At 58.5% G+C, this 24,615-nt stretch carries 22 protein-coding genes and 1 pseudogene; 10 read left to right on the plus strand and 13 right to left on the minus strand.

What is annotated here, in order from left to right; all coding sequences use genetic code 11:
- Window positions 1-332: 332 nt before the first annotated feature.
- Both GT613_RS01305 and GT613_RS01310 read right to left on the minus strand, forming a co-directional pair.
- Entirely contained in the window at window positions 333-2,285 is a 1,953-nt protein-coding gene (locus tag GT613_RS01305) for a hypothetical protein (protein WP_015761217.1), read from the minus strand.
- A gap of 148 nt (window positions 2,286-2,433) precedes the next feature.
- The gene (locus GT613_RS01310; RefSeq protein WP_015761216.1) at window positions 2,434-4,407 is read right to left on the minus strand and encodes an MDR family MFS transporter; all 1,974 of its coding nucleotides are present in this window, start codon (window positions 4,405-4,407) and stop codon (window positions 2,434-2,436) included.
- Window positions 4,408-4,620: 213 nt separating this feature from the next.
- Here GT613_RS01310 and GT613_RS01315 point away from each other — a divergent pair, with 213 nt between their 5' ends.
- The 5 genes from GT613_RS01315 (at window position 4,621) to GT613_RS01335 (ending at window position 9,017) form a co-directional block, all read left to right on the plus strand.
- Entirely contained in the window at window positions 4,621-5,268 is a 648-nt protein-coding gene (locus tag GT613_RS01315; RefSeq protein WP_035585740.1) for a TetR/AcrR family transcriptional regulator, read from the plus strand.
- Window positions 5,269-5,857: 589 nt separating this feature from the next.
- Entirely contained in the window at window positions 5,858-6,484 is a 627-nt protein-coding gene (locus tag GT613_RS01320) for a tryptophan transporter (RefSeq protein WP_009306615.1), read from the plus strand.
- An 81-nt stretch (window positions 6,485-6,565) separates the two neighbouring features.
- Entirely contained in the window at window positions 6,566-7,405 is an 840-nt protein-coding gene (locus GT613_RS01325; protein ID WP_009306614.1) for an energy-coupling factor ABC transporter ATP-binding protein, read from the plus strand.
- Entirely contained in the window at window positions 7,402-8,250 is an 849-nt protein-coding gene (locus GT613_RS01330; protein ID WP_009306613.1) for an energy-coupling factor ABC transporter ATP-binding protein, read from the plus strand. The genes GT613_RS01325 and GT613_RS01330 overlap by 4 nt, the downstream gene beginning before the upstream one ends.
- Entirely contained in the window at window positions 8,247-9,017 is a 771-nt protein-coding gene (locus GT613_RS01335; RefSeq protein WP_009306612.1) for an energy-coupling factor transporter transmembrane protein EcfT, read from the plus strand. The genes GT613_RS01330 and GT613_RS01335 overlap by 4 nt, the downstream gene beginning before the upstream one ends.
- 167 nt (window positions 9,018-9,184) lie before the next feature.
- On the opposite strand, the gene GT613_RS01340 is transcribed toward GT613_RS01335, so the two are convergent.
- Window positions 9,185-9,835, minus strand: a complete 651-nt coding sequence (locus GT613_RS01340; RefSeq protein ID WP_009306611.1) for an SdpI family protein — start codon at window positions 9,833-9,835, stop codon at window positions 9,185-9,187.
- A 439-nt stretch (window positions 9,836-10,274) separates the two neighbouring features.
- Here GT613_RS01340 and GT613_RS01345 point away from each other — a divergent pair, with 439 nt between their 5' ends.
- Window positions 10,275-11,108 (plus strand): deoxyribonuclease IV, encoded by an 834-nt coding sequence (locus tag GT613_RS01345; RefSeq protein ID WP_009306610.1) that lies wholly within the window; start codon window positions 10,275-10,277, stop codon window positions 11,106-11,108.
- 20 nt (window positions 11,109-11,128) lie between these two features.
- Here the strand turns inward: GT613_RS01345 and GT613_RS01350 are convergent, their stop codons facing one another.
- Window positions 11,129-11,995: a C39 family peptidase gene (locus tag GT613_RS01350; protein ID WP_161172473.1), complete on the minus strand. Its 867-nt coding sequence runs from the start codon at window positions 11,993-11,995 to the stop codon at window positions 11,129-11,131.
- A 336-nt stretch (window positions 11,996-12,331) separates the two neighbouring features.
- On the opposite strand from GT613_RS01350, the gene GT613_RS01355 reads away from it, so the two are divergent.
- Complete coding sequence (locus tag GT613_RS01355) at window positions 12,332-13,516, plus strand: FprA family A-type flavoprotein (RefSeq protein ID WP_161172474.1); 1,185 nt, start codon at window positions 12,332-12,334, stop codon at window positions 13,514-13,516.
- Between the two features lie 83 nt (window positions 13,517-13,599).
- On the opposite strand, the gene GT613_RS01360 is transcribed toward GT613_RS01355, so the two are convergent.
- Complete coding sequence (locus tag GT613_RS01360; RefSeq protein ID WP_009306607.1) at window positions 13,600-13,920, minus strand: type II toxin-antitoxin system RelE/ParE family toxin; 321 nt, start codon at window positions 13,918-13,920, stop codon at window positions 13,600-13,602.
- Window positions 13,907-14,215 (minus strand): type II toxin-antitoxin system Phd/YefM family antitoxin, encoded by a 309-nt coding sequence (locus GT613_RS01365; protein ID WP_009306606.1) that lies wholly within the window; start codon window positions 14,213-14,215, stop codon window positions 13,907-13,909. Before GT613_RS01365 ends, GT613_RS01360 begins: the two co-directional genes overlap by 14 nt.
- 267 nt (window positions 14,216-14,482) lie before the next feature.
- On the opposite strand from GT613_RS01365, the gene GT613_RS01370 reads away from it, so the two are divergent.
- Window positions 14,483-14,662 (plus strand): cysteine-rich KTR domain-containing protein, encoded by a 180-nt coding sequence (locus tag GT613_RS01370; RefSeq protein ID WP_161172475.1) that lies wholly within the window; start codon window positions 14,483-14,485, stop codon window positions 14,660-14,662.
- Window positions 14,663-14,684: 22 nt separating this feature from the next.
- Window positions 14,685-15,673 (plus strand): annotated as a pseudogene (gene rlmN, locus GT613_RS01375) (23S rRNA (adenine(2503)-C(2))-methyltransferase RlmN).
- A gap of 629 nt (window positions 15,674-16,302) precedes the next feature.
- Here rlmN and panD read toward each other — a convergent pair.
- From panD to GT613_RS01410, 7 genes are all read right to left on the minus strand, one after another.
- On the minus strand, window positions 16,303-16,683 hold the full coding sequence (gene panD, locus GT613_RS01380) for an aspartate 1-decarboxylase (protein WP_004847071.1): 381 nt from the start codon (window positions 16,681-16,683) through the stop codon (window positions 16,303-16,305).
- A gap of 13 nt (window positions 16,684-16,696) precedes the next feature.
- A complete protein-coding gene (gene panC / locus GT613_RS01385) occupies window positions 16,697-17,542 on the minus strand; it encodes a pantoate--beta-alanine ligase (protein WP_004847070.1) in 846 nt (281 codons plus the stop codon).
- 11 nt (window positions 17,543-17,553) lie between these two features.
- A complete protein-coding gene (gene panB, locus GT613_RS01390; protein WP_004847068.1) occupies window positions 17,554-18,381 on the minus strand; it encodes a 3-methyl-2-oxobutanoate hydroxymethyltransferase in 828 nt (275 codons plus the stop codon).
- On the minus strand, window positions 18,356-19,294 hold the full coding sequence (locus tag GT613_RS01395) for a Rossmann-like and DUF2520 domain-containing protein (RefSeq protein WP_240132847.1): 939 nt from the start codon (window positions 19,292-19,294) through the stop codon (window positions 18,356-18,358). The genes panB and GT613_RS01395 overlap by 26 nt, the downstream gene beginning before the upstream one ends.
- A 134-nt stretch (window positions 19,295-19,428) precedes the next feature.
- Window positions 19,429-20,838, minus strand: a complete 1,410-nt coding sequence (locus tag GT613_RS01400; RefSeq protein ID WP_009306602.1) for an aldehyde dehydrogenase — start codon at window positions 20,836-20,838, stop codon at window positions 19,429-19,431.
- Window positions 20,839-20,857: 19 nt separating this feature from the next.
- On the minus strand, window positions 20,858-22,045 hold the full coding sequence (locus GT613_RS01405) for an iron-containing alcohol dehydrogenase (protein ID WP_009306600.1): 1,188 nt from the start codon (window positions 22,043-22,045) through the stop codon (window positions 20,858-20,860).
- 27 nt (window positions 22,046-22,072) lie between these two features.
- Complete coding sequence (locus GT613_RS01410) at window positions 22,073-22,606, minus strand: hypothetical protein (RefSeq protein ID WP_009609320.1); 534 nt, start codon at window positions 22,604-22,606, stop codon at window positions 22,073-22,075.
- Window positions 22,607-22,899: 293 nt separating this feature from the next.
- Between GT613_RS01410 and GT613_RS01415 the strand changes: the two genes are divergently transcribed.
- Window positions 22,900-24,360, plus strand: coding sequence for a S1C family serine protease (locus GT613_RS01415; protein WP_009609330.1), 1,461 nt, complete (start codon window positions 22,900-22,902; stop codon window positions 24,358-24,360).
- The last annotated feature ends 255 nt before the right edge of the window (window positions 24,361-24,615 follow it).

Below are 24,615 nucleotides of genomic sequence, written 5' to 3' on the forward strand. Positions count from 1 at the left end.
TTCCGCGCCGTTCGCTGTTAGCGGCGATCCCCGTTGCGTTGTCTGCCGATGGCGGTTGTGCAGGAGATTTCCCCTGCGGTGCACAAAAAGATGCGACGTTTGACGCACGGGGCTGAGAAAAGGCGCGACAAAACGAAAGCGCGCTCCCTTGTTGGGAAGCGCGCTTCCTTGACCTGCTGTTTTCTTCGGCTGCTCGAATTGCTGCTGCAAGCTGCGACCGCGAAACATCAAACGTCGCGTCTTTTTGTGCAAAAAAGGACGCGTTTCGTGCAAGGACCCGCCGTGCTGGCGCTCGACGTGCCCTGTCCGTTGCCGGTGCCCTCTCTCGTTGGCTACGAGCGGTTGCTCCGCTTTTTCCGCGTGATCTGCATGGCGATCGCGCAGGTCAGCGTTACGCCGCCGGCGAGAAGCGCGATGCCCAGCGCAATTTGCGGCAGGGGCGCATCGCCCGTCGCGGCGAGTGCGGCGGCGTTCGCCGGTGCCTGCTTGGAGTCGGTCGTGCTTGGCAAGGGCTTGGGCGCATCGGGCTTCGACTCCGGCTTCGGTGCTGGAGTCTCGGGTTCCGGAGCGGGCGCCGGCGTGTCCGGCGTTGGGGGAACCGGGGGCGTGGGAGCCGCCGCGCCCTGCGCCGCGAGGAGCAACGGCCCGGTGACGACGCTCTTCTTGATCGCGATCGCGCCGGTGGCCGGGTCGTACGTGTAATCGGTGCCCGCGGCCAGTGCGAGCGTTTGCCCGTCGGCCGCCCCGCAGCGCACGTCGATCGCGTCGGGCAGCAGGTAGCCTTCGTTCGCGCTCAGCTGGTAGAGGTTCGCATCTGCGCCGTCCTTCTCGAACGCGGCGGTCAACGCGGCGGACGGTTCCGCCGGGAAGCCTGCAGCCGTGTTCTTCGGCATTGCGCTGGGTACCGCGGCAATGGACAGCCCGGTCAGGTTCGCGCGCAGCGGATACGCGCACGAGGTCACGGTGCCGCCCTGGTCGCTGATGACGTTCTCGAAGATACCGCCTTCGATGACGCCTCGGTTGGTCACGTCGCTAAGGAACGTGCCGCCTGCGATGGTTCCGTGGTTCGTCACGCTGCCGTTGAACGTGCCGCCCGTCAGGACGGCGTTGTTGTAGTCGGGGTCGGGATCGCCGTTGGTTACGGTGCCGTCGAACGTGCCGCCGGATATGGTGCCGCCGCCGGTGGTGGTGTCTTCGTCGTTGCTTGTCACGGAGCTGGTGGAGGAGAACGCGCCGCCCGCGATGACGCCCCTGCTGAGAATCTTGCCGCTGAACGTACCGCCTTCGATGGTTCCGAAGTTGTCTATTTCATCCGAGTTGAACGTGCCGCCTTTGATGGTGCAGGATCGGTTCTCGTCGGGATCGAACCTCATGTATCCGTTCTGCACGTATGCGTTGAATACGCCCTGACCTTCGATGGCTCCGCCGTTGTCCACTCCGATGTTGAACTCGCCGCCGCGTATCGTGCCGTCGTTGGTCACGTTGTTGTTTTCGCCGCCGTCGTTGAACGTGCCGCTCGAAATCACGGCGCCGTCGTAGTTGTTCACGTAGCCGTTGAACGTGCCTCCCGCGATGGCGCCGGCGCCGGCGTTGTTGGATGCGTTTTGCACGGTTCCGTGGAACACGCCGTCCTCGATGGTTCCCTGATTCTGCATGCGGCCGTTGAACGTGCCTCCGCAGATGGAGCCGCCGAGGTTGGAGCTGTTGCCGCTGTTCACCTCTCCGTTGAACGTTCCGCCGTTGATGGCGAAGCCTTTGAATATGTTCACGGACTCGTTGAACGTGCCGTCCTCGATCGCGCCGCTTCTCATCCCCATGACCATGCAGTCGAACGTGCCGCCCGTGATGGTGCCGGAGGAGGTGCTCACGTACGATTTTGTGGGATCGTTCGGGTCGCTGTTGAAGGTTCCACCTGCGATGATGCCCGCGTTTCCGATGCTTGCGGTGAACGCGCCGCCCCTGATCACGCCGCCCGCTTCGTTGCGCACGGCGAAACCGGACGTCTGCGACGCATCGACGAACGTGCCGTCCTCGATGACGCCCTTGTTCCGAAGGAGGTTCTCGCTCGAGACGTTGAGCGCGTGGCCCGTGAACGTGAACGCGTGCCCCGCGCCAAGCGTGAGCTTGCCGTCGGCGTACGTCCAGCCTTCTCCCGACGTGCCGATCGGCGCGCCGTCGGCGCCGATTTCGATGGTGACGGGAACAGCGCTCGCGAATGCGACGTTTGGGTCGAGCAGGCAGGCGAATGCGAGGGCGGTAGCAAGAGCGATCAGGCGTTTTCTCATGGGAGTTCCCTTCGGGCAGGTTAACGCTCAGATGCTAGCATGCAAGGGGAGTCTGTAGGCGACCGCTGCGAAAGCGGTGGGATGCGCTGCGAAAAAAGACGGCAGCCAAGCGGCTGCCGTCTCAGGGGAGCGAAAAGGGAAGGGCGCGTTAGATGGACGATGCCATCGCTTCGTCGTCGGGGAGCGCGGCGGCTTCCTCGGAGCGCTCCAGTTTCGACGCCGCTTCGGCGTCGCGCTCGGCCAGGTACTGCTGCATGGAGTAGTGCGTGATGTCGGAGCGGTTGATCACGCCCACCACCTGGCCCTCGTCCAGCACGGGCACCTTCTTCAAGTGGTTCTCGCCCAACACGCGACACACTTCGGGAAGGTCGGCATGCACGTCCACGCCGATGATGCCCTTCGCGCCGATGCTCTTCGCCGGCATGCCCATGAGCTCGTCGAGCTTGCGGGCGAAGTCCTGGTTGCCGCCGTCGGCGTCCACGGTCTGCATGATCATGACCACGGGGTCCATCAGCATCTGCGATCGCTTCGACAGGTAGCGCATGATATCGCCGTCGGATACGAAGCCCACGGCCTTGCCCTGTTCGTCTACCAGCGGGGCGGCGCTGATGTGCCGGTCCACCAGCACCTGCATGGCTTCGGCCACGGTGGCGTTGGCGGGCAGCGTGTACACGTCGCGCTTCATGATGGACTCCAGCACCGTGCGGCGGGAGTTGTCCCGATCCTTCTCGGCGGCCTCGCCCGGTTTGTTCTTCACCAGCGCCACGACCATGACGAAGCCGACGAGGCACAGCGCGCCGGCTAGGGCGAACGCCACGTCGATGCCGAAGATGCTGGCTTGCGTGGGAGTCATCGTCCGGGAGCTCATGTTCGTGGCGATAGTGGAGGCCGAAACGATGATGGCGGTGCCCAGCGAGCCCGCCACTTGGCGGAACGTGTTGTTCACCGAAGTGCCGTGGTTCACCAGCTCGTTGTCGAGCGCGTTCATGCCCCAGGTGGTGATGGGCATGTTCACCAGCGACAGCGAGAACAGGCGCACGGTGTACAGAAGGGTCAAGGTGATGATGCCGGTTTCGGTGCTCAGGAATGCGAAGCAGAACGTAGTCAGCGTGAGCACGCCCATGCCCACGAGCGCCAGCACGCGCGGTCCGTGCTTGTCGAACAGACGGCCGGCGATGGGCCCCATGGCACCCATGATGATGGCGCCGGGCAGCAACACGAGGCCGGACACGGTGGCGGAGTAGCCCATGAGCGACTGCAGGTAGATAGGCACCAAGATGCCTGCAGCCAAAAGCGCGCCTTGCACCAACATGCCGATGATCGTGGCGATGAGGAACTTGCGGTTCTGCAGCACGCGCACCTGCAGCATGGGCTTCTCCATCTTCAGCTGGCGTCGGAAGAAGAACACGAGCGCTACCGCGCCAACGAGCGTGCCGGCGATAGCGTCGGCACGCAGGCCGTAGGAGCCGATGGTGGACAGGCCGTACAATAGGCCGCCGAAACCCAGCGACGACAGGATGACGGAGGGCACGTCGAGCGTGACGTCCTTCTTCGTTTCGCCGCCCTTCTGCAGCACGAACGCGCCGATAAGCACTACGACGGCCGACAGCGCGGTGATGATGTAGAACATATCGTGCCAGGTGTAGCGGTCGATGATGACGCCCGCCACGGTGGGGCCGATGGCGGGGCCGAACGCGATGACGATGCCGAACAGGCCCATGGCCGTACCGCGCTTGTCCACGGGGAACGTCCACATGAGCACCGTCATCACAAGGGGCATGAGGATGCCCGCGCCGGCGGCCTGCACGAGCCGGCCCAGCAGCAGCACGACGAAGCTGGGACCCCAGCCCGCAAGGAAGCTGCCCAACGTGAAGATAACCATGGACACGAGGAAGAGCCGCTTGGTGGTGAAGCGGTCCGTCAAGAAAGCCGTGATGGGGATCATGATGGCGTTCACCAGCGTGAAGCCGGTGGTGAGCCACTGCGCCATGGAGGCGTCGACGCTCATCTCGGTCATGACCGACGGCAGCGCCGGGGCGACGACGGTCTGGTTCAGAACCGTCACGAACGTGCCGAACACCAGCACGGCCAGCATGACGATCTGCTTGCGCGTTAAACCCATATACCTGTTCCTTCCGAATGTGCGCTGCGAACAAAAACGCCTTTGAAGGGGAGCTTGCAGCTAACCCGACTTCAAAGACGCCCGTTGTCATGCGGTTGACGTGATTTACACTCAGTATAAATATTCATTCGGTAGATGAAAAGTGCTCGGCAGTAAAGTTGTGGTACCCTGCACCGAAACGGCACATCGCGGCGATGAAAGGGTGCGCGCAACGTGGAACAGACAAAGCCGTCGGCGGAAGGCCTGCGGTATCGTAAGAAGCTCAAAGCCAGGCTTTCGGTGGAGCGAGCGGCGTTAGAGCTGGTCATCGAACGGGGCTACGACGGCGTGACGGTAGAGGACATCTGCGCCCGTGCCGAGATCTCCAAGAAGACGTTCTTCAACTACTTCCCATCGAAAGCGGCCGCCATCATGGGTCGTCTGGACTCGTTTCCCGACGACGAACGGCTGGTTCGCATCCTCGAAGAGCATAGCGAAGCCTGCTACCTCGACGTGTTGGTCGGCGTAGTGGGAACGGGCGCCGCTTCGGGCGTGGACGAGGGCATTGTGAACCTGCGACGCGAAGCGCTGCGCTCCATGCCTCAGCTGTTCTTTCAAGGTCAGCGCGACATATTGGCTATTCAGCGCTCCATGGCCGACGCTTTGCGCGCGCATTTAGCCGAGTGCCCCGAACGGCGTATGCTGACGGATCGCTCGGTGGAGGAGGAGGCGCTTGTGGCGTCGTCGACCGCTATCGGCCTCGCCCGCACTCGCTCAATGCTGACCGTGTGCGGCGATTTGGAGCCGTCGGCGGCCGAAACGCGCCGCCTTGTCGCCGCGTACCTGTCGGCCGGCGACAAGGCGTGTCAAGGGGACGGGTGATTTGACACGCTTTGATGGTATCAAGGGAATGGTGCCAAAGGGGCGTGTGTCAAGACACCCGTCCCTTTGGCACGCCGGACACGTCCGACGGATGCTGTGAAAAACTTCTTGACAGCTTTTCCTAACACTGTGCTATAGTTTGCGCCACAACTTAATACCTTGAAACCGATGAGGCGAAGGTCAAGCCGTCATGAGCACTCACAGAGAGCGGGCGCAGCTGGGATTCCCGCAGTAAGCTGGATGGTAAATGGATCGCCGAGGGAAAGGGGAAAGGAAGGCGCGGCGCGCAAGCGGCCGGGCTGACCGAGTATCTGGACCGTGAGCCTGCGTTAAGGGCAGAACATGTGTTGGCATGTTCGTGAGAGGGTTCTGCATCGCGGAATCAACTGTGAAGGTGGCACCGCAGGTTTACAAGACCTGTCCTTCGATGAGAAGGACAGGTCTTTTTCATTGCGGGGGCGCACAGCGCCGAGGCCATGAGGTTGATTGCGCGGAGTGATCCTCGTCCGCGAAGTTCGTGCCGGCAAACCAGACGCCCCGGGAGGGGTACGCGACCGGCGGGGACTCCGCCAAGAGAGGATTGAGGAACATGGAACAGCAGATCAAGCGCGAGGTTGCGACGCAAACGGCGACGGCAGGCGAGGCGTCAGCGCCGCGCAAGCGCGAAGTGGCGGCGGCGCCGAGCAGGGCGGGCCTGTCCACGCAGGACCTCATCCTCATCGCCGTGCTGCTGGCCGCGGGCGCGGTGCTCAAGCTGACGGTGGGCTCGCTGCTCTCGTCGATGGGCATGAAGCCGAACTTCATCATCGCGATGTACTGCCTGGCCATCATCCTGACCCGTCCGAAGCTGGGACAGGCCCTGGTCATCGGCCTGCTGGCCGGCCTCATCTGCCAGATCCCCCTGTTGAACGCCACGCCGCTTCTGAACATCCCCTCCGAGGTCCTGGGCGCGCTCGCCTGCGGCTTGCTGATCAAGGTGCCCCTGCGCATCGGCGGCAAGCTCGACCTCAACCCGCTGGTGAACACGTTCGTCTCCACGGTGGTGTCCGGCGGCACCTTCGCCCTGCTGTCCGTCTACATCAACGTGGTGTCCACGGGCGGCGACGTCATGGTGGCCCTGGCCACGTACGCCGCCATCGTCTTCGGCACCGCCACGTTCAACTGCATCCTCGTCCAAGTCCTGGCCATGCCGCTGAAGAAGGTGCTGAAGCGCTAGGGTTTCGCCGTTCTCCGAACGGCGAAACAGCCCGCCTCGCTGACTCACTACGCCAACCTGCGACCCCAGAAAGACTCTTTCATGATCAAGATACGCGACTTCACGTTCCGGTACCGCGAGGGCGACCGCCCGGTGGTCAGCGGCATCGACCTCGACATTCCCGACGGCGCGTTCGTCGGGATCACCGGGGCGGCCGGCTCGGGCAAATCCACGCTGACCTACGCGCTGAACGGCATCATCCCGCATTGCTATCCGGGCGACTTCTACGGCTCCGTCGTCGTCGACGGGCTGGACACCTGCGAAGTCGCGCTCACCGACGTGTCGCGGCTGGTGGGCAGCGTCTGCCAGGACGTCGACAGCCAGTTCGTCACGTCGGTCGTGGAGGACGAGATCCTGTACGGCCTGGAAAACTTCGGCGTGCCGCGCGGCCAGATCGAGGATCGCGTGGCGCAGGCGCTGGCCGACATGGGCATCTCCGAGGTGCGCGACCGCGTGATCTCGTCGCTGTCGGGCGGGCAGAAGCAGAAGGTGGCCATCGCGTCCGTCCTGGCGCTGAACCCGCGGGTGCTCGTGCTGGACGAGCCTACCGCCGAACTCGATCCTCTGAGTTCGCGCACTGTGTTCGACCTCTTGGCGCGCTATGCGCGCGAGCATGGCGCCACCGTCGTGGTGGTGGAGCAGAAGATCGCGCTGTTGTCCCAGTACGCCGATATGCTGGTCGTCGTCGACGAGGGGCGGATTCGCTTCGCCGACGCCCCCGCGCAGGTGCTGGAACATTCGGACGAGCTGAAGGCCATCGGCGTGAACTGCCCGCGTTCGACCACGCTCATGAACCGCCTGCGCGCTGAAGGCCTGTACGCCGGCGCGCCCGTCCGTAACGTGCGCGAGGCGCGCGAGGCGTTGAAGGAGGTGCTCGCATGATCGAGTTCCGCGACGTGCACGCGTCCTACGACGGGTCGGCTCCCATCCTGAAAGGCGTGAGCTTCACCATCCGCGACGGCGAGTTCGTCGCGTTCGTCGGCACGAACGGGGCGGGGAAGTCCACCACGATGCGCCTGATGAACGGCCTGCTCAAGCCCGATGCCGGCCAGGTGCTCATCGACGGCGTCCCCACGAGCGACCTGCGCACCAGCGAGCTGGCCCGCCGCGTGGGCTTTTTGTTCCAGAACCCCGACAGCCAGATCTGCTGCAACACGGTGCGCGAGGAGCTGCTGTTCGGCTTCAAAGCGCTGGGGCTGGACGGACCGGACGCCGACTCGCGCGTCGACGCGATCGTCGAGGAGTTCGCCTTCGACCCCGACGACGACCCGTTCCTGTTGAACCGCGGCGCCCGCCAGCTGCTGGCGCTGGCGTCCATCGTGGTGCTCGCGCCGCCGGTGGTGGTGCTCGACGAGCCGACCACCGGCCTGGACTATCGCGAGTGCGTGAAGGTCATGGACATCATCCGCCGCATCCACGAGCGAGGCACCACGGTGGTCATGGTGTGCCACGACATGGAGGTGGTGGCCGATTACGCGGCGCGTTGCATCGTGATGAGCGGCGGCGAGGTGGTGGACGACGCTCCCACGTTCGACGTGCTGCGCAACCGTGAAACGCTCGAGCGCGCCTCGCTCGTCCCGCCGCAGATCGTGGAGCTGTCGCTTGAGCTGGGCCGCGAGATGCCGCACCTCGCGGACGGGCCCGTCGGCCGCGCCAACACGCTGGACGAGATGGCCGCGGCCGTCATGGAGGAAGTTCGGACGAGCGAAAGGAGCGTGTGCGCATGAGCTCGTTTCTGGAATACGTGCCCGGCACCAGTCCGCTGCATCGCATGAACCCGGTGGCCAAGCTGGCGGCGGCCGCGGCGTTCGCGCTCGCGTGCTTCTGCTCCAGCAACCTCGCGTTCTTGGCCGTGCTGCTGGCGGCAGGCTTCGCGCTGGCCGCGACGTGCGGCATGGTGAGGCCCGCCATCGGTCTGGCGAAGGCGGTGTTCGCGTTCTCGCTGATCTTGGCTGTAGTGCAGGTGCTCACGACGCCCAGCGGCGCGGTGCTGGTAGAGCTGCCGTGGGGCTACGTCGGCACGGGCAGTCTGCTGGCGGCGTTGACCACGGTGGTGCGCCTCGTGGCTGCGGCCATCCCGCTGTTCCTCGTGTTCTACGTCACCAAGATGAACGACATCACGAACGCCGTGGTGAAGGTGCTGCACGTGCCGTACAAGTACGCGTTCACCTTCACATCCACCATCCATTTCATCCCGATGTTCATGAACGACATGAAGGGCATCATGGAAGCGCAGACGGCGCGCGGCGTGGAGTTCGACGCGGGCGGCATCGTGCGGAAGGTGCGCCTGATGGTGCCGCTGTGCGTGCCGCTGCTGGTGTCGTCGGTGCGCAAGACCAACAGCGCCGCCATAGCCGCGGAGGTGCGCGGCTTCAACCTGCGCACCGCGACAAGCGGCTACAAGGAGTACCCGTTCGTCGCAGCCGACGTGGCCGCGATGGCGGGATCCCTCGCGCTCGTTGCGATCGCCGTGGCCCTGGGAGTGCTGCTGTAACGGCTGCGGAAGCGGTTCGCTAGCCTGGAACTCCAGAGATAGAAGTGGCGGAGAAAAACCTCCGCCTTCCCGTCAGGCCCGGATCTTTCGACCAGCCCGAATGCCTACATAATACAGGTTGGAGCCAGCAAGCGCAATCGAACAAACGGTGGAGATTCATCAACCGCTCAGGCATCGATGTCCTTGCACGCGAAGTACGAGCCGATGATGCTGATGAGCGCCCAGGCTGCAAAGACGACCATGGTGGCGGCGAATGCGAGATCGCCGTCGAAGAGGATGCCGCAGACGATCATGAGGATGCCGGCGGGGATGGACGTGCGCGCGCCGAAGCGCTGGCCTTTCTGCCACGCGGCATCGCTTTTCTGGGTCCACGGCAGGCGAACGCCGAAGGCCGAGTTGCGGGTCGCTTTGGGCATGAGGTAGCCGAGGAACAGCAGCGTGGCGCCGATGACGAAAGCGGCGATCTTCGACATGCCGGCGTCGGGAGCGCCGAGGGAGATATCCGAAACGTCGTGCGACAGGATGTTCAGGGATGCGAACACCGTCACGGCGATGAAGATCGCCTGCATGCCGACGGTCAGCTTCATCATGGTTGCGCGGTTGCCTTCGTCGCCGAACCTCGTAAGCAACATCATGAACAGGCCGAACGCAAGCGCGAGAGCGGGCGCGGTGAAGCTTTCGAACCTGCTGCCGATGCGGTCGATCTCGCCGCCCGTGAAATGGACCGGCACCTGGTCGGGCATGATCGCCACGAACGCCGCCGTCACGGCGACGTCGATAGCGAACAGAACGCCGACGGCGATGTAGCCCTTCTTCATGATGCGTCCTTTCGGTTCGCTCCCTTTCAGCGGCTCTCTCGCCTTCCAGTATAGATCGTCCGGGGGGGGGGGGCGTCAACGCGGGGTTTTCGGCGGCTTGCCGCGCGCGTCGGGCGGACCTTGCAGACGACCGACACTATCGCAGACCGTACGGCCGCTTCGCCGCCGCTCGGTCGGATTGCGCTCGGCTGCACGGTTCTTCAACGGCCTTCCAACAAGTGGGTTCAGCGACGCTCGCCGGTGCCGCGCGGCGACGGCCGGGCGCTACGATGGCGGGAAAGCTCCCTGATCGGAAGGATCTCGCCACATGTTCACCATCGGATGCCACCGGGCTCGCGCGAACGCGTAGAACCTGCGACATTGCACACGAGCCGTTCGGTCCGGCGCTCCTATATGCTACTATGTGCGTCACGATTAAACCATCGGAAAGGATGCGGGCATGTTCACCATCGGCTGCCACCTCTCAAGCGCGAAGGGCTATCTCCACATGGCGAAGGACGCCGTGTCCATCGACGCCAACACGTTCCAGTTCTTCACGCGCAACCCGCGCGGCGGCCGTGCGAAGGCCATCGACCCGAAAGACATCGCGGCCTTTGCCGCCTATGCGCCCGAGCATGGCATCGAGCGCATCCTGGCGCACGCGCCTTACACGCTGAACCCCGCCTCCGACAAGCAGCAGACGCGCGATTTCGCGCTCATGGTGCTGGCCGAGGACCTCGGCCGTATGGAGGAGACGCCGCATCAGCTGTACAACATGCATCCCGGCAGCGCTGTCGGCCAGCCGTGCGAGGTTGCCATCGCCAAGATCGCCGACGCGCTGAACCAGAGCCTGCTGCCGCATCAGACCACCACGTTGCTATTGGAGACGATGGCGGGGAAAGGCAGCGAGATCGGCGGCACGTTCGAGGAGCTGGCGGCCATCATCGCGCAGGTGGAGCTGGAGAGCCACGTGGGCGTGTGCCTGGACACGTGCCACGTGTGGGATGCGGGCTACGACATCGTGGGCGACCTCGACGGCGTGCTGGAGGAGTTCGACCGTGTGATCGGGCTCGACCGTTTGCATGCCATCCACCTCAACGACAGCATGAATGCCCGCGGTTCGCACAAGGACCGCCACGCCCGCATCGGCGAAGGCGAGATCGGCTTCAAAGCCCTGGCCGCCGTGACGAACCATCCGAAGCTGCGCGACCTGCCGTTCTACCTGGAGACCCCCAACCCGGATCTCGCAGGCTACGCCGAAGAGATCGCCGCGCTGCGCAGGGCGCATGAATAGGCGAGCGTTCGCGCGGCCGCTTATTCGATGACCACGGCTTGCGCGCCCAGTTCGTAGTAGCGAACGGCGAACTGCTGGAGATCGTAGCTCACCTGGCCGGCCAGCGAGTCGCTGACCAGCACGAGGCCTTCGTTCAAATCGTAGCCGCTCACCACCACGCAGTGGCTGTTCGCGTATAGACGGTAGGTGCGGCCGTTTTCGCGCGCCGCCCGGTAGGCGGCGCCGGGCGGCTCCAGCCCTATGGTGCACCAGGCGATGACGGGGTTGCCGCCGGCCACTTGATCGAGTACTTGGTCGAGCGACGAGCCGGTTATGTCGGTCGCCTCCAGGGAAGATCCTTGCGCGGCCAGATAGGCGTCGGCGGTTCGGACGATTGCCGGGGCCATGCAGCTGTGGCCGTCGGTCGAATGCGGGTCGCCCATGAACGCCGTCACGAAGTCGTCTTCGCTCAAAGGAAGCCAGTTGTCGGCGATATCCGTTTTTCCCAGGTTGAACCCGAGCGATAGCAGCGCGTTCGTTAGCGCCACCGACTCGCAGCCAGTGGGCAGCTCGGGGTTCTGCGCTAGGGCGGGCACCTCCAGGGAGGCGGAGCGTTGCGGATGCGAGACGTCTTCTTGCAACGAAGCAACGTCCTGCGCCGCGCGCTTCTCTGCGTCTATATCGGCTGCGGCCGGGGGAAACGACAGCATGGAAAACGAAACCGCGCCCGCCAACAACGCTGCCGCGCCGAAAAAGCACAGGCGTGCGGCGGTCCAGCGTCCGCGCCTTCGCCTGAAAATCGGGCGCTCGCGGCTGGCGAGCGGATTTGTCTGACGGGCGAACAGCCGGCGTCGGTAGGCGGCGGTTCGAATGCGCGAGGCGCGTCTGCGGGGCGATTGTGCAGCCATGCTCGCACCTTTCTCTTGGGTCGGCCTGCTTCTAGCTTATCGGCGGATGTTGAAAACAACCTGAAAGAAATTCGTGAGAAAGCCCTTCGCTTCAAACACGTCAGTCGTTGACGAATTGTTTCACGAGTCGCAAAACCTCCTCATGTTACTCAAGGCGTGCATGCCGCATCGCTGCGATCATGGAGCGGCATTCCCGAATCGGAGTGGCTCACCGAGATCCAGGTGCCGGTGGAGAAGAGGTAGCTCTCGGCAATTGCTTTCCATGTGATAACATTTCAGCCGAGAGACGAGAGCCCCTCCCCGTCGGGGGAGGGGCGGCGAACGATAGGAGCGGCCATGCTGCATGCGGTGAAGGTGAAGCCCGACGTGTACTGGGTGGGCGGCATCGATTGGAACGAGCGTAACTTCCACGGATACACGACGGATCGCGGTTCCACGTACAACGCCTACCTTATCATGGACGAGCAGGTGACCCTTATCGATACCTGCAAACCGGCTTTCGCCGGCGAACTTATCGAGCGTATCAGCGAGGTGGTCGATCCGGCCTGTATCGAGCACGTCATCGTCAACCACGTAGAGCAAGATCACTCCGGCGCGGTTCCTGCCATTTCCTACCTCGCTCCGCGTGCGAAAATTTACGCCAGCGGTCCTCACGGTGTGAACGGTTTGACCGCCCATTACGGCGACCGCGGCTACGTGCCGGTCAAGACGGGCGATACCCTGCGCATCGGCAAGCGAACGCTTTCCTTCACTCAGACCATGATGGTGCACTGGCCCGACAATATGGCCACGTATTCCGAATACGACCGCATCCTGTTCTCCAACGACGCGTTCGGCCAGCATTTCGCGTCGTCGAAGCACTTCGACGACGAGGTGGGCCTGCCCGAGGTGCTGGCGCAGGCGAAGAAATACTACGCCAACATCGTCATGCCGTACTCGCGCCATGTTCAAAAGGCGCTCAAGTCGTTCGAAGGGTGCGAGGTCGACATGATCGCTCCCAGCCACGGCGTCATCTGGCGCAGCCATGTGGCCGAGATCCTGGGGGAGTACGGGCGGTGGAGTTCGCTCGCCCCCGATGACAGCGCTATCGTCGTGTACGATTCCATGTGGCACACCACCGAGGACATGGCGCTCGAAATCGTGGAGGCGTTCATCGAGTGCGGCGTGCCCACCCGGCTGTTCGACCTCAAGGCGAACCATATCTCGGACATCATGACCGATCTTTTATCGGCGAAGTTCGTAGCCGTAGGGTCGCCAACGCTGAACAACGGCATGATGCCCACGGTTGCCGCGTTTTTGTGCTACCTCAAGGGCCTCTCGCCGAAAGCAGGCTGGGAGGGGCGCGTGGGCATCCCGTTCGGTTCCTACGGTTGGGGGACCAACGGTCCCGACGAGGTTGCTGCGGCGTTGGAGGCGTGCGGCTTCGACTTGCCTCTGGGCACGCAGAGCCACCAGTGGATCGAGGACGAGGATCACCTGGCTCGGTTGCAGGAGACCATCAAGCAGGGCGTGGCAGGCTAAGGGCGCCGTTTCTGAAGGTGTCGCGTTCTTTGCATTCGCGCTTGCGCCCGTCGCAGCGCGAGCGGCGCGTGCTTCGGATGCGATCAGTCGTCCAGCAGCTCGAACCCGTAGCAGTCGGTGTCTTGCATCGTGTGGAACACGCGACGCACGGTAAGCGTATGGGCATCGTAGGTGTAATAGATCCAGTAGCGCTTCACGAGTACGCGGCGATACCCCTGATGATCGAGATCTTCGTCGAAGAACGGTTGGCCGAGTTCGGGAAGCTCGGCGGCTCTCTCGATTGCGGCGAAGATGGCATCGGCGGTATTTCGAGCGGCTTGCGGCGACTTCAATGTAAGTGCGATGTATACGAGGATGCCATCGAGATCGACGCTGGCCCGCGGCCTGAACTCAATCGTGCGCACCGAGATGCTCCGCTGCTTCGATGAGCTGATCCACGCGCGCCTTCACTTCGTCGTACGAGACGGCGGCGGGTCGATACTTCTCTTCTATCTCGGCTTCGCGCAGCTTGCGCACGGCGCGCTCGTGATGCAGATGCTCGTCATAAGCGTCGCTATCGATGACGATGAGCGAGGCGGTGCCGTTTTTCGTCATGATGATGGGCTCGCGCGACTCGCGAGCGAGGTTCTCGATATCGTTCAAACGAGTGCGCAGATCGCTGATGGGCCTGATCTGGGGCAAAGCGGCTTGCATAACCATACGTGCCTCCTAGCAAAATTTGTTATATATTTATGTTACATAGCATGCGTATTCGATAAGCATTGAAATCAAAAAAGATTTTTCCCATTTTCAATATGGGCTTTTTTGTCATGCTTATTTTGCGTATGCTATACAACAAAACTAACGATGTATAGACATAGTATAAAAACTATGCCTTAATTTTGTTGTAGTGTTATATGTATAAATGCAGGTCAATGCTCATGTTGAGAATTGACCTGTATTTTTTTGCGCAAAAGGAGAAATATTATGCTTGAAAAATATTGGATAAAATGTCCAATTTGTAACGGAAAGACGAGGTTTCAAGTATTGTATAATACGGTATTAAGAAATTTTCCTCTTTTCTGCCCTAAATGTAAATTAACACATATCGTTGATGTTGAAAAATTAGAAATCATAATCAAAAACTCTGAAAAACAAACTTTTTAATTTTGAAAAGGAAGGATATTAAATGAAACACTTACCTAAAAGTACACCTACGGAAATATTGAATGACCCATACGGATTTACTTACAAAGAAATGTCGGAAGTAATTGGAGAGGATAAAGCAAGAGCCTTATATACGGAATTATATAAACAGCCATTTCACAAAAAAATCTATCAATATCAACAAAAAAAGTCTATAAAAGTAGCGATACTGAAAAGTATGTTTATGAATTGAAAGACAACAGGTATATCGAAACGGTTTTTATTAAACGGCGAGATGGTGGGACTGTTTGCGTAAGTACGCAAGTTGGTTGTTCTGTTGGCTGTATTTTTTGTGAGTCCGGACGCAATGGTTTTGTTCGTAATCTAACACCGTCTGAAATTGTGCAGCAGGTCATATTGATACGTCAAAAAGTAAATCGTATCGTTTTTATGGGAATGGGAGAACCTTTATTCAATTACGACAACTTGATTGCAGCAATCCATATTCTTCGAGATAGAAATGGACTTAACTTTCCAACCGACGGCATTACCGTATCAACAGTTGGTCCAGTTAATCAATTAAAAAAATTGCGCGAAGAACATCTAAAAATTCAGTTGACAATATCTTTACATGCAGCAACACAGGCTGCGAGAAACTGTATCATTCCTCATATGCACATGTACGCTATTGAAGATGTTGTTAAGCAAGCATTGTCCTATTCACAAAGGCATAATCGAAAAGTGGTATTTGCGTATTTACTTTTACCAGGTATAAATGACCGTTCCTCAGATATAAGGCAACTTGCAAAATGGTTTAAGGGCAAAAATGTTATGATTAACGTGCTGCAATACAACCCGACGAGTAATTCAAAAATTAGAGCACCACAAAAACAAGAAATGGTTGCGTTCAAACATCAATTAGAGCAAACAGGACTTGAAGTTACCATGAGAGTTTCTCATGGTAGAGAGATTAAAGCAGCTTGTGGACAATTAGCTAATACATATAATAAAGCCAAAAAACAACAAAAATAATTTAATTAAAAGAGCCAGACGCACAGACGCAGAGCCGATAATATGCAGTTTGAAATACTGCTGTTATCGGCTCTTTTTTGATTTTAATTTGTGCCCCCAATAACCATATTGGAGCAAAATCAGAACTGTTGCTTGTCGTTCTTTGATTTCCGCAGCAGCTTTGAAAAATCAAAGCCGCCGTTTCTTTTTATTTTCTACAAAATTTTATATCTAATTTTTGATTATCCGTATAAACACTATACTTTCAAATATTTTGAAGTATAGAAAAGCACTCATTTTACCACGAATTTACCATAATTAAACGAGCCTTGATATGACTATAAATAACACTAAAAAGACCTCACACCTAAACGGTGTCTTTTTTAAAAGCAGTCAATCATAAGACCAACTGCTTTGTAAATATAGATATTAAATTGTTAAGCTGAGATTTTACTTAGATTTATCTTTCACTGGTTTGCTATTTTCATCATTTTCTCCTTCAAGCCATGCCATTATGCCAAAGTTACAAAATGGATAAATTATTACTTCTTTATAAACTTCTTGCTCACAACGAGGGCAGATGACATATTCTTCACCTTTTACATTTTTTAATTACCGAAATGCCCTTTTTTATTTGCAAATTACATGTCTTATAGCTTACCATGTTTTTCGTATCTTGCGACTCTTGATATTTTGTTATCCTCATCTACAAATACTACTTTAGGTGGATTTTTCTTTACCTCTTCTGGAGTCATCTGTGCATAGCACATTATGATTATCTTATCACCTGTCTGAACACATCTTGCAGCAGCTCCATTGAGACATATCATTCCGCTGCCTCTTTCTCCTGCAATTGTGTATGTCTCAAATCTGTTCCCATTATTTATATCTACGATACTTACCTTTTCATACTCCAAAATTCCGGCACTGTCAAGTAAGTCTTCGTCTACAGTGATGCTTCCTACATAATCAAGTTCTGCTTGAACTACTGTAGCTCTGTGTATCTTCCCCTTTAACATTTCAAATGTCATATTTAACCCCCGTTTAACCTTCGTAAATAAAGTTGTCAATCAATCTGGTTTTGCCGATATAAACTGCCATGGCAACTAGTACTGGTGCTGTCATCTCCTTGACCGGTTTAACTGAAACAGCGTCTACAGCCTGAACATAATCTATTTTCGCCATAGGCTCAGTTTCAATAAGCTTAATCATTTCTGATACAATTTTATCTGTATCTTTTTCTCCTGCTTTTGCCATATCTTCTCCGAGCTTAACTGCTTTGCTTAAAATTAGTGCCGCCTTTCTCTCATCTTTGCTTAGATATGTATTTCTTGAACTCTTTGCAAGACCATCCTCTTCTCTAACTATAGGGCAGCCCACAATTTCGATATCAAAGTTCAAATCTCTAACCATTCTTTTTATAATCGCAAGCTGCTGTGCATCCTTTTGACCAAAGTAAGCTCTGTCGGGATTTACAATATTAAAAAGTTTAGATACTACTGTGCCTACACCCCTGAAATGTATTGGTCGTGATTTTCCACAAAGTTCCTCTGAAAGACTTTCTATGTTTACATATGTTGAAAAATCGTCAAAATACATATTTTCCGGCTCAGGATTAAATATTAAATTAGCACCTGCCTCCTCACATAGCATAGTATCCCTTTCCAAATCCCTCGGATAGCTTTCCAAATCTTCCCCTACTCCAAATTGAGTCGGATTTACAAAATCACTGACAACAACTCTATCGTTTTCTGAAACAGCCCTTGTAATTAAACTCTTATGTCCTTCGTGCAAAAATCCCATAGTAGGAACAAGACCTACTGTAAGACCTTCTTTCTTCCATTCTTTGACTATAACTCTCACTTCATCTACGGTTTTTACTATTTTCATCGTTCTATCTCCTAATATAACTTGTTAATTACATCTTCTGAAATTTTAAATGTGTGTTCAGGTGCTGGAAAGCTTCCCTGTTTAGTTTCTTCTATATATGCAGCAAAGGCTTCTTTCATTACATCTCCTACCTTTGCGAATTGTTTTACGAATTTAGGTGTAAAGTCAGAGACCATTCCAAGCATGTCCTGATAAACGAGAATCTGTCCATCGCAGCCAGATCCTGCACCTATTCCTATTGTAGGAATATTAATGCTTTCAGAAATAATTTCCGCTAATTTTGCAGGTACGCATTCCAAAACAATCGCAAATGCTCCTGCTTCTTCAACAGCTTTTGCCTCTTCAATGAGTTTCTTTGCTCCCTCTTCACTTTTTCCCTGAACTTTAAAGCCTCCAAAAACGTTCACTGACTGAGGTGTAAGTCCAATATGTGCCATAACAGGAATTGAAGCAGCTGTAATAGCTTTAATCTGTGGACAAACAGAGGCTCCACCTTCTAGCTTTACTGCTTGACATCTTCCTTCTTTCATAAGTCTTCCTGCGTTATACATGGCCTCTTCAACTGAAACTTGATATGACATAAACGGCATATCTCCAACTACTAAGGCATCTTTGGCACCTCTTGTAACTGCTCTTGTATGGTGAATCATATCTTCCATTGTTACCGGCAAAGTATTTTCGTATCCGAGCATAACCATGCCAAGAGAATCTCCAACGAGAATACCGTTAATACCTGACTGGTCCATCAATTTAGCTGTCGAATAGTCATAGGCTGTCAGCATTGTAATCTTATCGCCCTTAACCTTCTGTTCTTTAAAAGTGGATACTGTGTTTTTCATTTTTAATTACCTCCGTCATCTTCAAATAGTCACTGTCTAAATGTTTTTCCTGTGCAATACTGAGAAGCTTTTCTGAAAGCAAAAGATATATCATCTCATATCCCACCTTTTCCTCAGACTCGTTTATCCATGCTGCCTTAATAGCTTCAATGTGTTTTGTGATAGTCGACAAATCATTTCGCTCAACAGGACCTGTGAGGGCAGCCGCAACCCCTTTTTCTGCCAATGTGTCGGCATTTCCAGTAAACAAAGGCACTAAGGCTTTCTTTGCATCTTTTTTATCAAAGCCGCATTTTACAAGCATTTCAGCCCCCACTTGAAAAAGTCCGTTTACGAGATTGCTTACAACTACTGCACCGCAGTGGTAAAGAGATTTATTTTCCGCTCCCATTGCGATTACCTTATTTCCTGCTCGCTCAAAGATACTCTTAATCTCATCTAGATTCTCTGCCGAACCCTCCACAGTAAAATAAGCCTTATTCAAGTGTTTCCATGATTCGCACTTATCACTTATTGCATATAGGGGATGTACCGAATAGATATTTGCACCGAGGTTTTCACCATCAAAAAAAACGGTTGATGAAATCGAACCGCTGCAATGACAAATATTTTTATTTTTAATATCCAGATTCTTCATATAATCCCATACTTTGCTTATCTGTCCATCAGGCACAGTAATAAACAGGGTATCACTGTCACTTAAGATATTCTCTATACTCTTATATAGTTTTGTGTTAGTAAAATCTGCTGCTGATTTAGCTGATTCCGGTGATTTGCTGAAGTAACCCGTAATCTCTACGCCGTTTTCCTTCAGGTATTTTCCAAGGGAAAATCCTACTTTCCCCGCTCCGATAAATCCTGCTCTCATATCGATCACTCCTTTCTGGGAAGTGGCAATCATGAAAATCTGCATGGATGAGGTCTCGTTCAAACTGATATAATCCTCATGGTTTACTTAAAATTTTATACCCTTGTGCAAGAAGGAGCGTACGGAAATCGCAACCGGCTACGCCGTGCGTCGCGCATAGCCGGTTGCGTGGGGCGCGTTTAGCGCATCAACATGCGCAGCAGCTTGATCTTGTCGCCGAACGGGGGGTTGCGGATGGGCATCTCGATCCAGGTGCCCTTCTTCAGCGTCGACTTGTAGTGCGTGAAGCAGTCGAAGCCCACCTTGCCGTGGTAGGCGCCCATGCCGGAGTTGCCCACGCCGCCGAAGCCCATGTGGTTGTTCGCCAGGTGGATGACCACGTCGTTGACGGTGGCGCCTCCGAACGGCAGCTCGCGGATCACACGCTGCTGCACGGCTTTGTCGTCGCTGAACACGTACGTGGCCAGGGGTTTCTCGAACGTGCGCACGATGGCGAACGCCTCGTCCAGCGTCTTGTACGTGATGACCGGCAGCACCGGTCCGAATATCTCCTCGTTCATGACGGGGTCGTCCAGCGTCACGCCGCGCAGGCACGTGGGCTCGATGCGCAGCGTGCCTGCGTCGCCGCGCCCGCCGAACGCCACCGTGGCATCCGGGTTGCGATGTTCGATCAGCCCCATCACGCGTTCGAAGTGGCGTTGGCTGATCATGTGCGGCCATTCGTCGCACGCGAGGATGTCCTCGCCGTAATACTGGTGGAAGCACGCGTCCAGCTGCCGCACGAAGTCGTCCGCCACGCGCTCGTGCACGAGAAAGTAGTCGGGCGCGACGCACGTCTGCCCGCAGTTGATGCCCTTGCCCCAGGCCACGCGCTGCGCTGCGCGCTTCACGTTCGCCGTTTCGTCCACGATGCAGGGACTCTTGCCGCCCAGCTCCAGCACCACGGGCGTGAGGTGCTTCGCCGCCGCCTCCATGATGGCATGGCCCACGTTCGGGCTGCCGGTGAAGAATATCTGGTCCCAGCGCACCTCCAGCAGCCAGTCGTTCATCGCGCCGGAGCCGGGGAAGCCGCAGACGAACTCGGGCGGGAACACGTTTGACAGGATATCGAGCAAGAGCTCGCTCGTGTGCTTCGACGTGCGCGAGGGCTTGAGCGCCACGCAGTTGCCGGCCGCGATGGCGTCCACCATGGGCACGAGCGCCAGCTGCACGGGGTAGTTCCAGGGGCTCAGCACCAGCACCACGCCCAAGGGGCTGGGGTGCACCTTCGACGTGGAATGGAAGTGCACGATGGGGGTGGGCACGCGGCGCGGCTTCGACCAGCTGTTCAGGTGCTTGAGGCAGGTGTTGATCTCGTCGTAGACGAGGCCCAGCTCGGTGGCGTAGCCTTCGAAAGGGGCTTTGCCGAGGTCGGCGGTCAGCGCGGACAGGATGCGCTCTTCATTCGCCTTGAGGTACGCCTTCAGTTTCGCGAGCGCCTGGCGGCGGTAGTCGACGTCCAGCGTGGCGCCGGTCAGGAAGAAGTCGCGCATCTTCTGCGCGGCGGCCTCGACGTCGGCGATGCTCTCGTAGGAGGGGGTGGCGGTCATGCGGGCTCCTTCGCTTGCTTTAGTAGGCGGCTTCAAGGACGGCCATCGCGTCCTCCAGCGTGATCTCGGTCTCGTTGTACAGCGCGGCGCCGTCGTAGCGCGCCTGCTTGGCCACGGCGGGCAGGTCGTCGCGCGACACGCCCAGCTCGGACAGCGTGAGCGGCACGCCGTACTCGCGGTGGAACAGGTCGTTCAAGGCGGTCAGCTCGTCGAGGAACGCGCGATCGAGCGCTTCCGGCGCCGCGCCGGCGCCCAAGGCCGCGGCGCGAGCGGGCGCGAGGACGTCCAGCAGCTGGCCGTAGAGTCCGGCGTGGATGCCTCGATCCAGGTTGAACCGCACGCAGTGGGGGAGCAGCATCATCATGGCCTGGCCGTGCGGGATGCGGCAGAGGCCGCCCAGCGAGTGGCCGATGGCGTGCACGATGCCCACCATGGCGTTCGAGAACGCCGCGCCCGCCATAAGCGAAGCCAGCGCCAGGCTGGTGCGCGCTTCGGTGTCGGCGCCGTTGCGGCAGGCCGTGGGCAGGTTCGCCGCGATCAGCTCGACCGCCTTCGCGGCGAACGCGTCGGACACGGGGTTCTTCTGGATGGACGTGTGCGCCTCGACGGCGTGGGTGAGCGCGTCCATGCCGGTGGTGGCCGTCAGCTTCGGCGGCAGCGACGAGGTGAGCGCGGGGTCGAGGATGGCCACGTGCGGCACCAGCTTGTACGAGGTGAACGACAGCTTCGCATGCTTGTGCGTGTCGGCCACCACGGCGACCAGCGTCACCTCGCTGCCGGTGCCGGCCGTCGTGGGCACGGCGATGAACGGCGGCAGGTCGGCCTTCAGAATCTCCGAGCCTTGCAGCGTGGCGAAGTCCACGCCCTCGCAGGCCAGCGACGCGGCCGCGCCCTTCGTCGTATCGATGACCGAGCCGCCGCCGATGGCCACGAACCCGTCGCAGCCGCGTTCGGCGTACAGGCGCGCCACCTCGTTTACCACGTCCATCGACGAGTCGGGAGGCACCTGGTCGAACACCTCGTAGGGCACGTCGGCGGCATCCAACACGCCGGTCAGCTTCGCGGCCACGCCCAGCTTCACGAGGCCCGCGTCGGTCATCACCAGCGGGTGCTTCATGCCGCGGTCGGCCACCTCGTCGGGCAGCTTGTCCAGCGCATGCGCGCCACAGACGATTTTCGTGGGGCAACAGAATTCGAATCCTTGCATGGGCTTCTCCTTGCAGGTTGGATAGCGCTAGGCGCGCGGGGCGGACGGTGCGAGCGGCTTCGGCGTGCGGTACGCGGCGCGCCAACCGAAGAACAGCTTCAGCAGCGCCGTGAACATATAGGTGAGGGCCACGCCCGTGTTGTTGGGCCCGCGCGTGGAGAACGCACGCTGCGCGAGCGCCGCCTTCAGCGTCACGCCGCCGGTGAAGCAGGCGAACGCATAGGCCAGCGACCGGAACGCGATGACGTAGTCGACGGTGAAGGCCTGCGCGTCGGCGCTGGCCAGGCCGCTGCCGGGCTCCACGTCCGAGGCGATGGCGGCGGGAGGAACGCGCTTGAACGAGCCGGATGCGGTGCGGCGGCATGCGCACGCCAGATCCGTCCCGTTCACGGATAACATGAACGTATAGCCCGGCTCGAGGTAATCAACCTCCGCGCGGATCTTGGGCGACACGTGCTTGAAGACGTTGATCAGATGCGGCAGCAACCGCAACAGCACGCGGACGTACAGGGATTGGAACCATGTTCCCGCGCTGCGGCGCGGTCGCGGCGATTCAGCCATGCGATCTCCTCCGACGGCATCGTTGTTCGTTCGTATCTTACATGCGCCGCCTGCTTCGCGTAGCAAAGTTCTTCGGAAAATCGGCTGTTCGGGCGGCATGCGTCGCTCGCGTGCGCCTGCGGGTGTACAACTCGGTTGCGTTCCGTACACCAAATGGTGTAATTCCATGACGCAAAGGTGACATTTGCTCGCAAGCGTCTCTGATCTGGGAAGGAGCGTGCTAAGGTGACGGCATTCAAAAATGAAAAGCTTGGCGATCATAGACCAGCACGAATCGAAGGAGCGTGAAGCACATGACCGATACGCATGGCAGCACCCCCGGCAACGGCCCCGTGCCGCCGACGCAGGGCGACGAGCATGCCCAGCATGCCGCCCCCATGGGGCAGCAGCCTTATTATCAGCAGCAACAGCAGTACTATCAGCAGCCTCAGCACCCGCAGCATCCGGCAGGAGGAGTGACCGTCGAGAAGAAGTCGCACGGCGGACGCACGTTCCTGCTCGCCTTCTGCGGTGCCGCCGTCGCCTGCGCCATCGGTTTGGGCGGCTTCGGCATCTGGCAAGCCACTGCGGGCGGTAACGATTCCGGATCCTCTTCGTCTGCGACGCAGCTGGGTTCGCAAAACTCCGGCAGCATCAACGCTACCGACGCCGAGTCCGACCAGACGCTGGCAGAGGCTGTCGCGCAGAAGGCGCTTCCCTCCGTGGCCGCCATCGATGTGTACACGAACCAGTCCAATGCGGGCGGCATGTACGGTTTTGGGGCCGGCAACGGATCTGAAGCCGGCACGCTGACGAAGTCCTCGCTGGGAAGCGGCGTCGTGCTCACCGCCGACGGCTACATCATCACGAACAACCACGTCGTAGAAGGCGGCAGCGCGTACAAGGTCACCATCGCGGGCGAGACCTACGACGCCGAGGTCGTGGGCAGCGATCCCAGCTCCGACGTCGCGGTCATCAAGGCCAAGGATGCCAGCGGCCTTACGCCCATCGAGATCGGCGACTCCGACAAGCTCGTCATCGGCGAGTGGGTCATGACCATCGGTAGCCCGTTCGGCCTCGAGCAGTCCGTTGCCACCGGTATCGTGTCGGCCACGAGCCGTTCTCAGATCGTGAACGCCTCCACCGATCAGTACGGCAACAGCACGGGCGAATCCACCATCTATCCGAATATGATCCAGACTGACGCCGCTATCAACCCCGGTAACTCCGGCGGCGCGCTCGTCGACGCGGACGGCAAGCTCATCGGCATCAACACGCTGATCACGTCGTACTCCGGCAACTACTCCGGCGTCGGCTTCGCCATCCCGGTAAACTACGCGGTGAACCTCGCCCAGCAGATCATCGACGGCAAGACCCCGACCCATGCGCAGCTCGGCGTGTCCCTCTCCACCGTGAACGCGCAGAACGCCAAGCGCTACGGCCTGTCCGTTGACGAAGGCGCCTACGTGGCGGCCGTCAGCGAAGGCTCCGGCGCGGCCGAAGCCGGCTTGCAGGAGGGCGACATCGTCACGAAGTTCGACGGCAAGGACGTCGCATCCGCCAGCGACCTCATGCTGGACGTGCGCTCCAAGAACCCGGGCGACAAGGTGACGCTCGACGTGAACCGCAACGGCGAGACCAAGCAAGTCGAGGTCACGCTCGGCTCCGATGAAAGCTCCCAGAGCGCGTCGACCCAGCAGAACAGCGCGCAGGAGTCTATGCTCGAGCGCCTGTTCGGCGGCGGCTCCGGCAGCTCCCAGCAGGACGCTGCCTAGCCTGCGCGACATGCACCATCCCCTCTCCTAGCCGAAGGGCCGCATCGAGCAAGATGCGGCCCTTCGCGCGTACTCGCCTTCGCGCCTTCGCGCTTCTGCGCGTCCCTGCGGCATCTTTCGTCCCTGTCATCTTTTCCCCGCAGCGCCTCCCCCGCCTTCGCGCTGCCTCCGCGCTTCTGCGCGTCCTGTCGCCCTCGTCTTTCCCGTCTCTTAGCGGCGCTCTTGCGCGCGTGTCGCACTTTTTCGCCCTGTGCG

This window comes from Eggerthella sp. BIOML-A4, assembly GCF_009875575.1.
Taxonomy (GTDB): domain Bacteria; phylum Actinomycetota; class Coriobacteriia; order Coriobacteriales; family Eggerthellaceae; genus Eggerthella; species Eggerthella lenta.

Bases quoted from the DNA above. Each gene is read 5' to 3' on its own strand.
- GT613_RS01305 (WP_015761217.1), bottom strand. From the start codon at position 2,285: ATGAGAAAACGCCTGATCGCTCTTGCTACCGCCCTCGCATTCGCCTGC.
- GT613_RS01310 (WP_015761216.1), bottom strand. From the start codon at position 4,407: ATGGGTTTAACGCGCAAGCAGATCGTCATGCTGGCCGTGCTGGTGTTC.
- GT613_RS01320 (WP_009306615.1), top strand. From the start codon at position 5,858: ATGGAACAGCAGATCAAGCGCGAGGTTGCGACGCAAACGGCGACGGCA.
- GT613_RS01325 (WP_009306614.1), top strand. From the start codon at position 6,566: ATGATCAAGATACGCGACTTCACGTTCCGGTACCGCGAGGGCGACCGC.
- GT613_RS01330 (WP_009306613.1), top strand. From the start codon at position 7,402: ATGATCGAGTTCCGCGACGTGCACGCGTCCTACGACGGGTCGGCTCCC.
- GT613_RS01335 (WP_009306612.1), top strand. From the start codon at position 8,247: ATGAGCTCGTTTCTGGAATACGTGCCCGGCACCAGTCCGCTGCATCGC.
- GT613_RS01340 (WP_009306611.1), bottom strand. From the start codon at position 9,835: ATGAAGAAGGGCTACATCGCCGTCGGCGTTCTGTTCGCTATCGACGTC.
- GT613_RS01345 (WP_009306610.1), top strand. From the start codon at position 10,275: ATGTTCACCATCGGCTGCCACCTCTCAAGCGCGAAGGGCTATCTCCAC.
- GT613_RS01350 (WP_161172473.1), bottom strand. From the start codon at position 11,995: ATGGCTGCACAATCGCCCCGCAGACGCGCCTCGCGCATTCGAACCGCC.
- GT613_RS01355 (WP_161172474.1), top strand. From the start codon at position 12,332: ATGCTGCATGCGGTGAAGGTGAAGCCCGACGTGTACTGGGTGGGCGGC.
- GT613_RS01365 (WP_009306606.1), bottom strand. From the start codon at position 14,215: ATGGTTATGCAAGCCGCTTTGCCCCAGATCAGGCCCATCAGCGATCTG.
- GT613_RS01370 (WP_161172475.1), top strand. From the start codon at position 14,483: ATGCTTGAAAAATATTGGATAAAATGTCCAATTTGTAACGGAAAGACG.
- panD (WP_004847071.1), bottom strand. From the start codon at position 16,683: ATGACATTTGAAATGTTAAAGGGGAAGATACACAGAGCTACAGTAGTT.
- panC (WP_004847070.1), bottom strand. From the start codon at position 17,542: ATGAAAATAGTAAAAACCGTAGATGAAGTGAGAGTTATAGTCAAAGAA.
- panB (WP_004847068.1), bottom strand. From the start codon at position 18,381: ATGAAAAACACAGTATCCACTTTTAAAGAACAGAAGGTTAAGGGCGAT.
- GT613_RS01395 (WP_240132847.1), bottom strand. From the start codon at position 19,294: ATGCAGATTTTCATGATTGCCACTTCCCAGAAAGGAGTGATCGATATG.
- GT613_RS01400 (WP_009306602.1), bottom strand. From the start codon at position 20,838: ATGACCGCCACCCCCTCCTACGAGAGCATCGCCGACGTCGAGGCCGCC.
- GT613_RS01405 (WP_009306600.1), bottom strand. From the start codon at position 22,045: ATGCAAGGATTCGAATTCTGTTGCCCCACGAAAATCGTCTGTGGCGCG.
- GT613_RS01410 (WP_009609320.1), bottom strand. From the start codon at position 22,606: ATGGCTGAATCGCCGCGACCGCGCCGCAGCGCGGGAACATGGTTCCAA.
- GT613_RS01415 (WP_009609330.1), top strand. From the start codon at position 22,900: ATGACCGATACGCATGGCAGCACCCCCGGCAACGGCCCCGTGCCGCCG.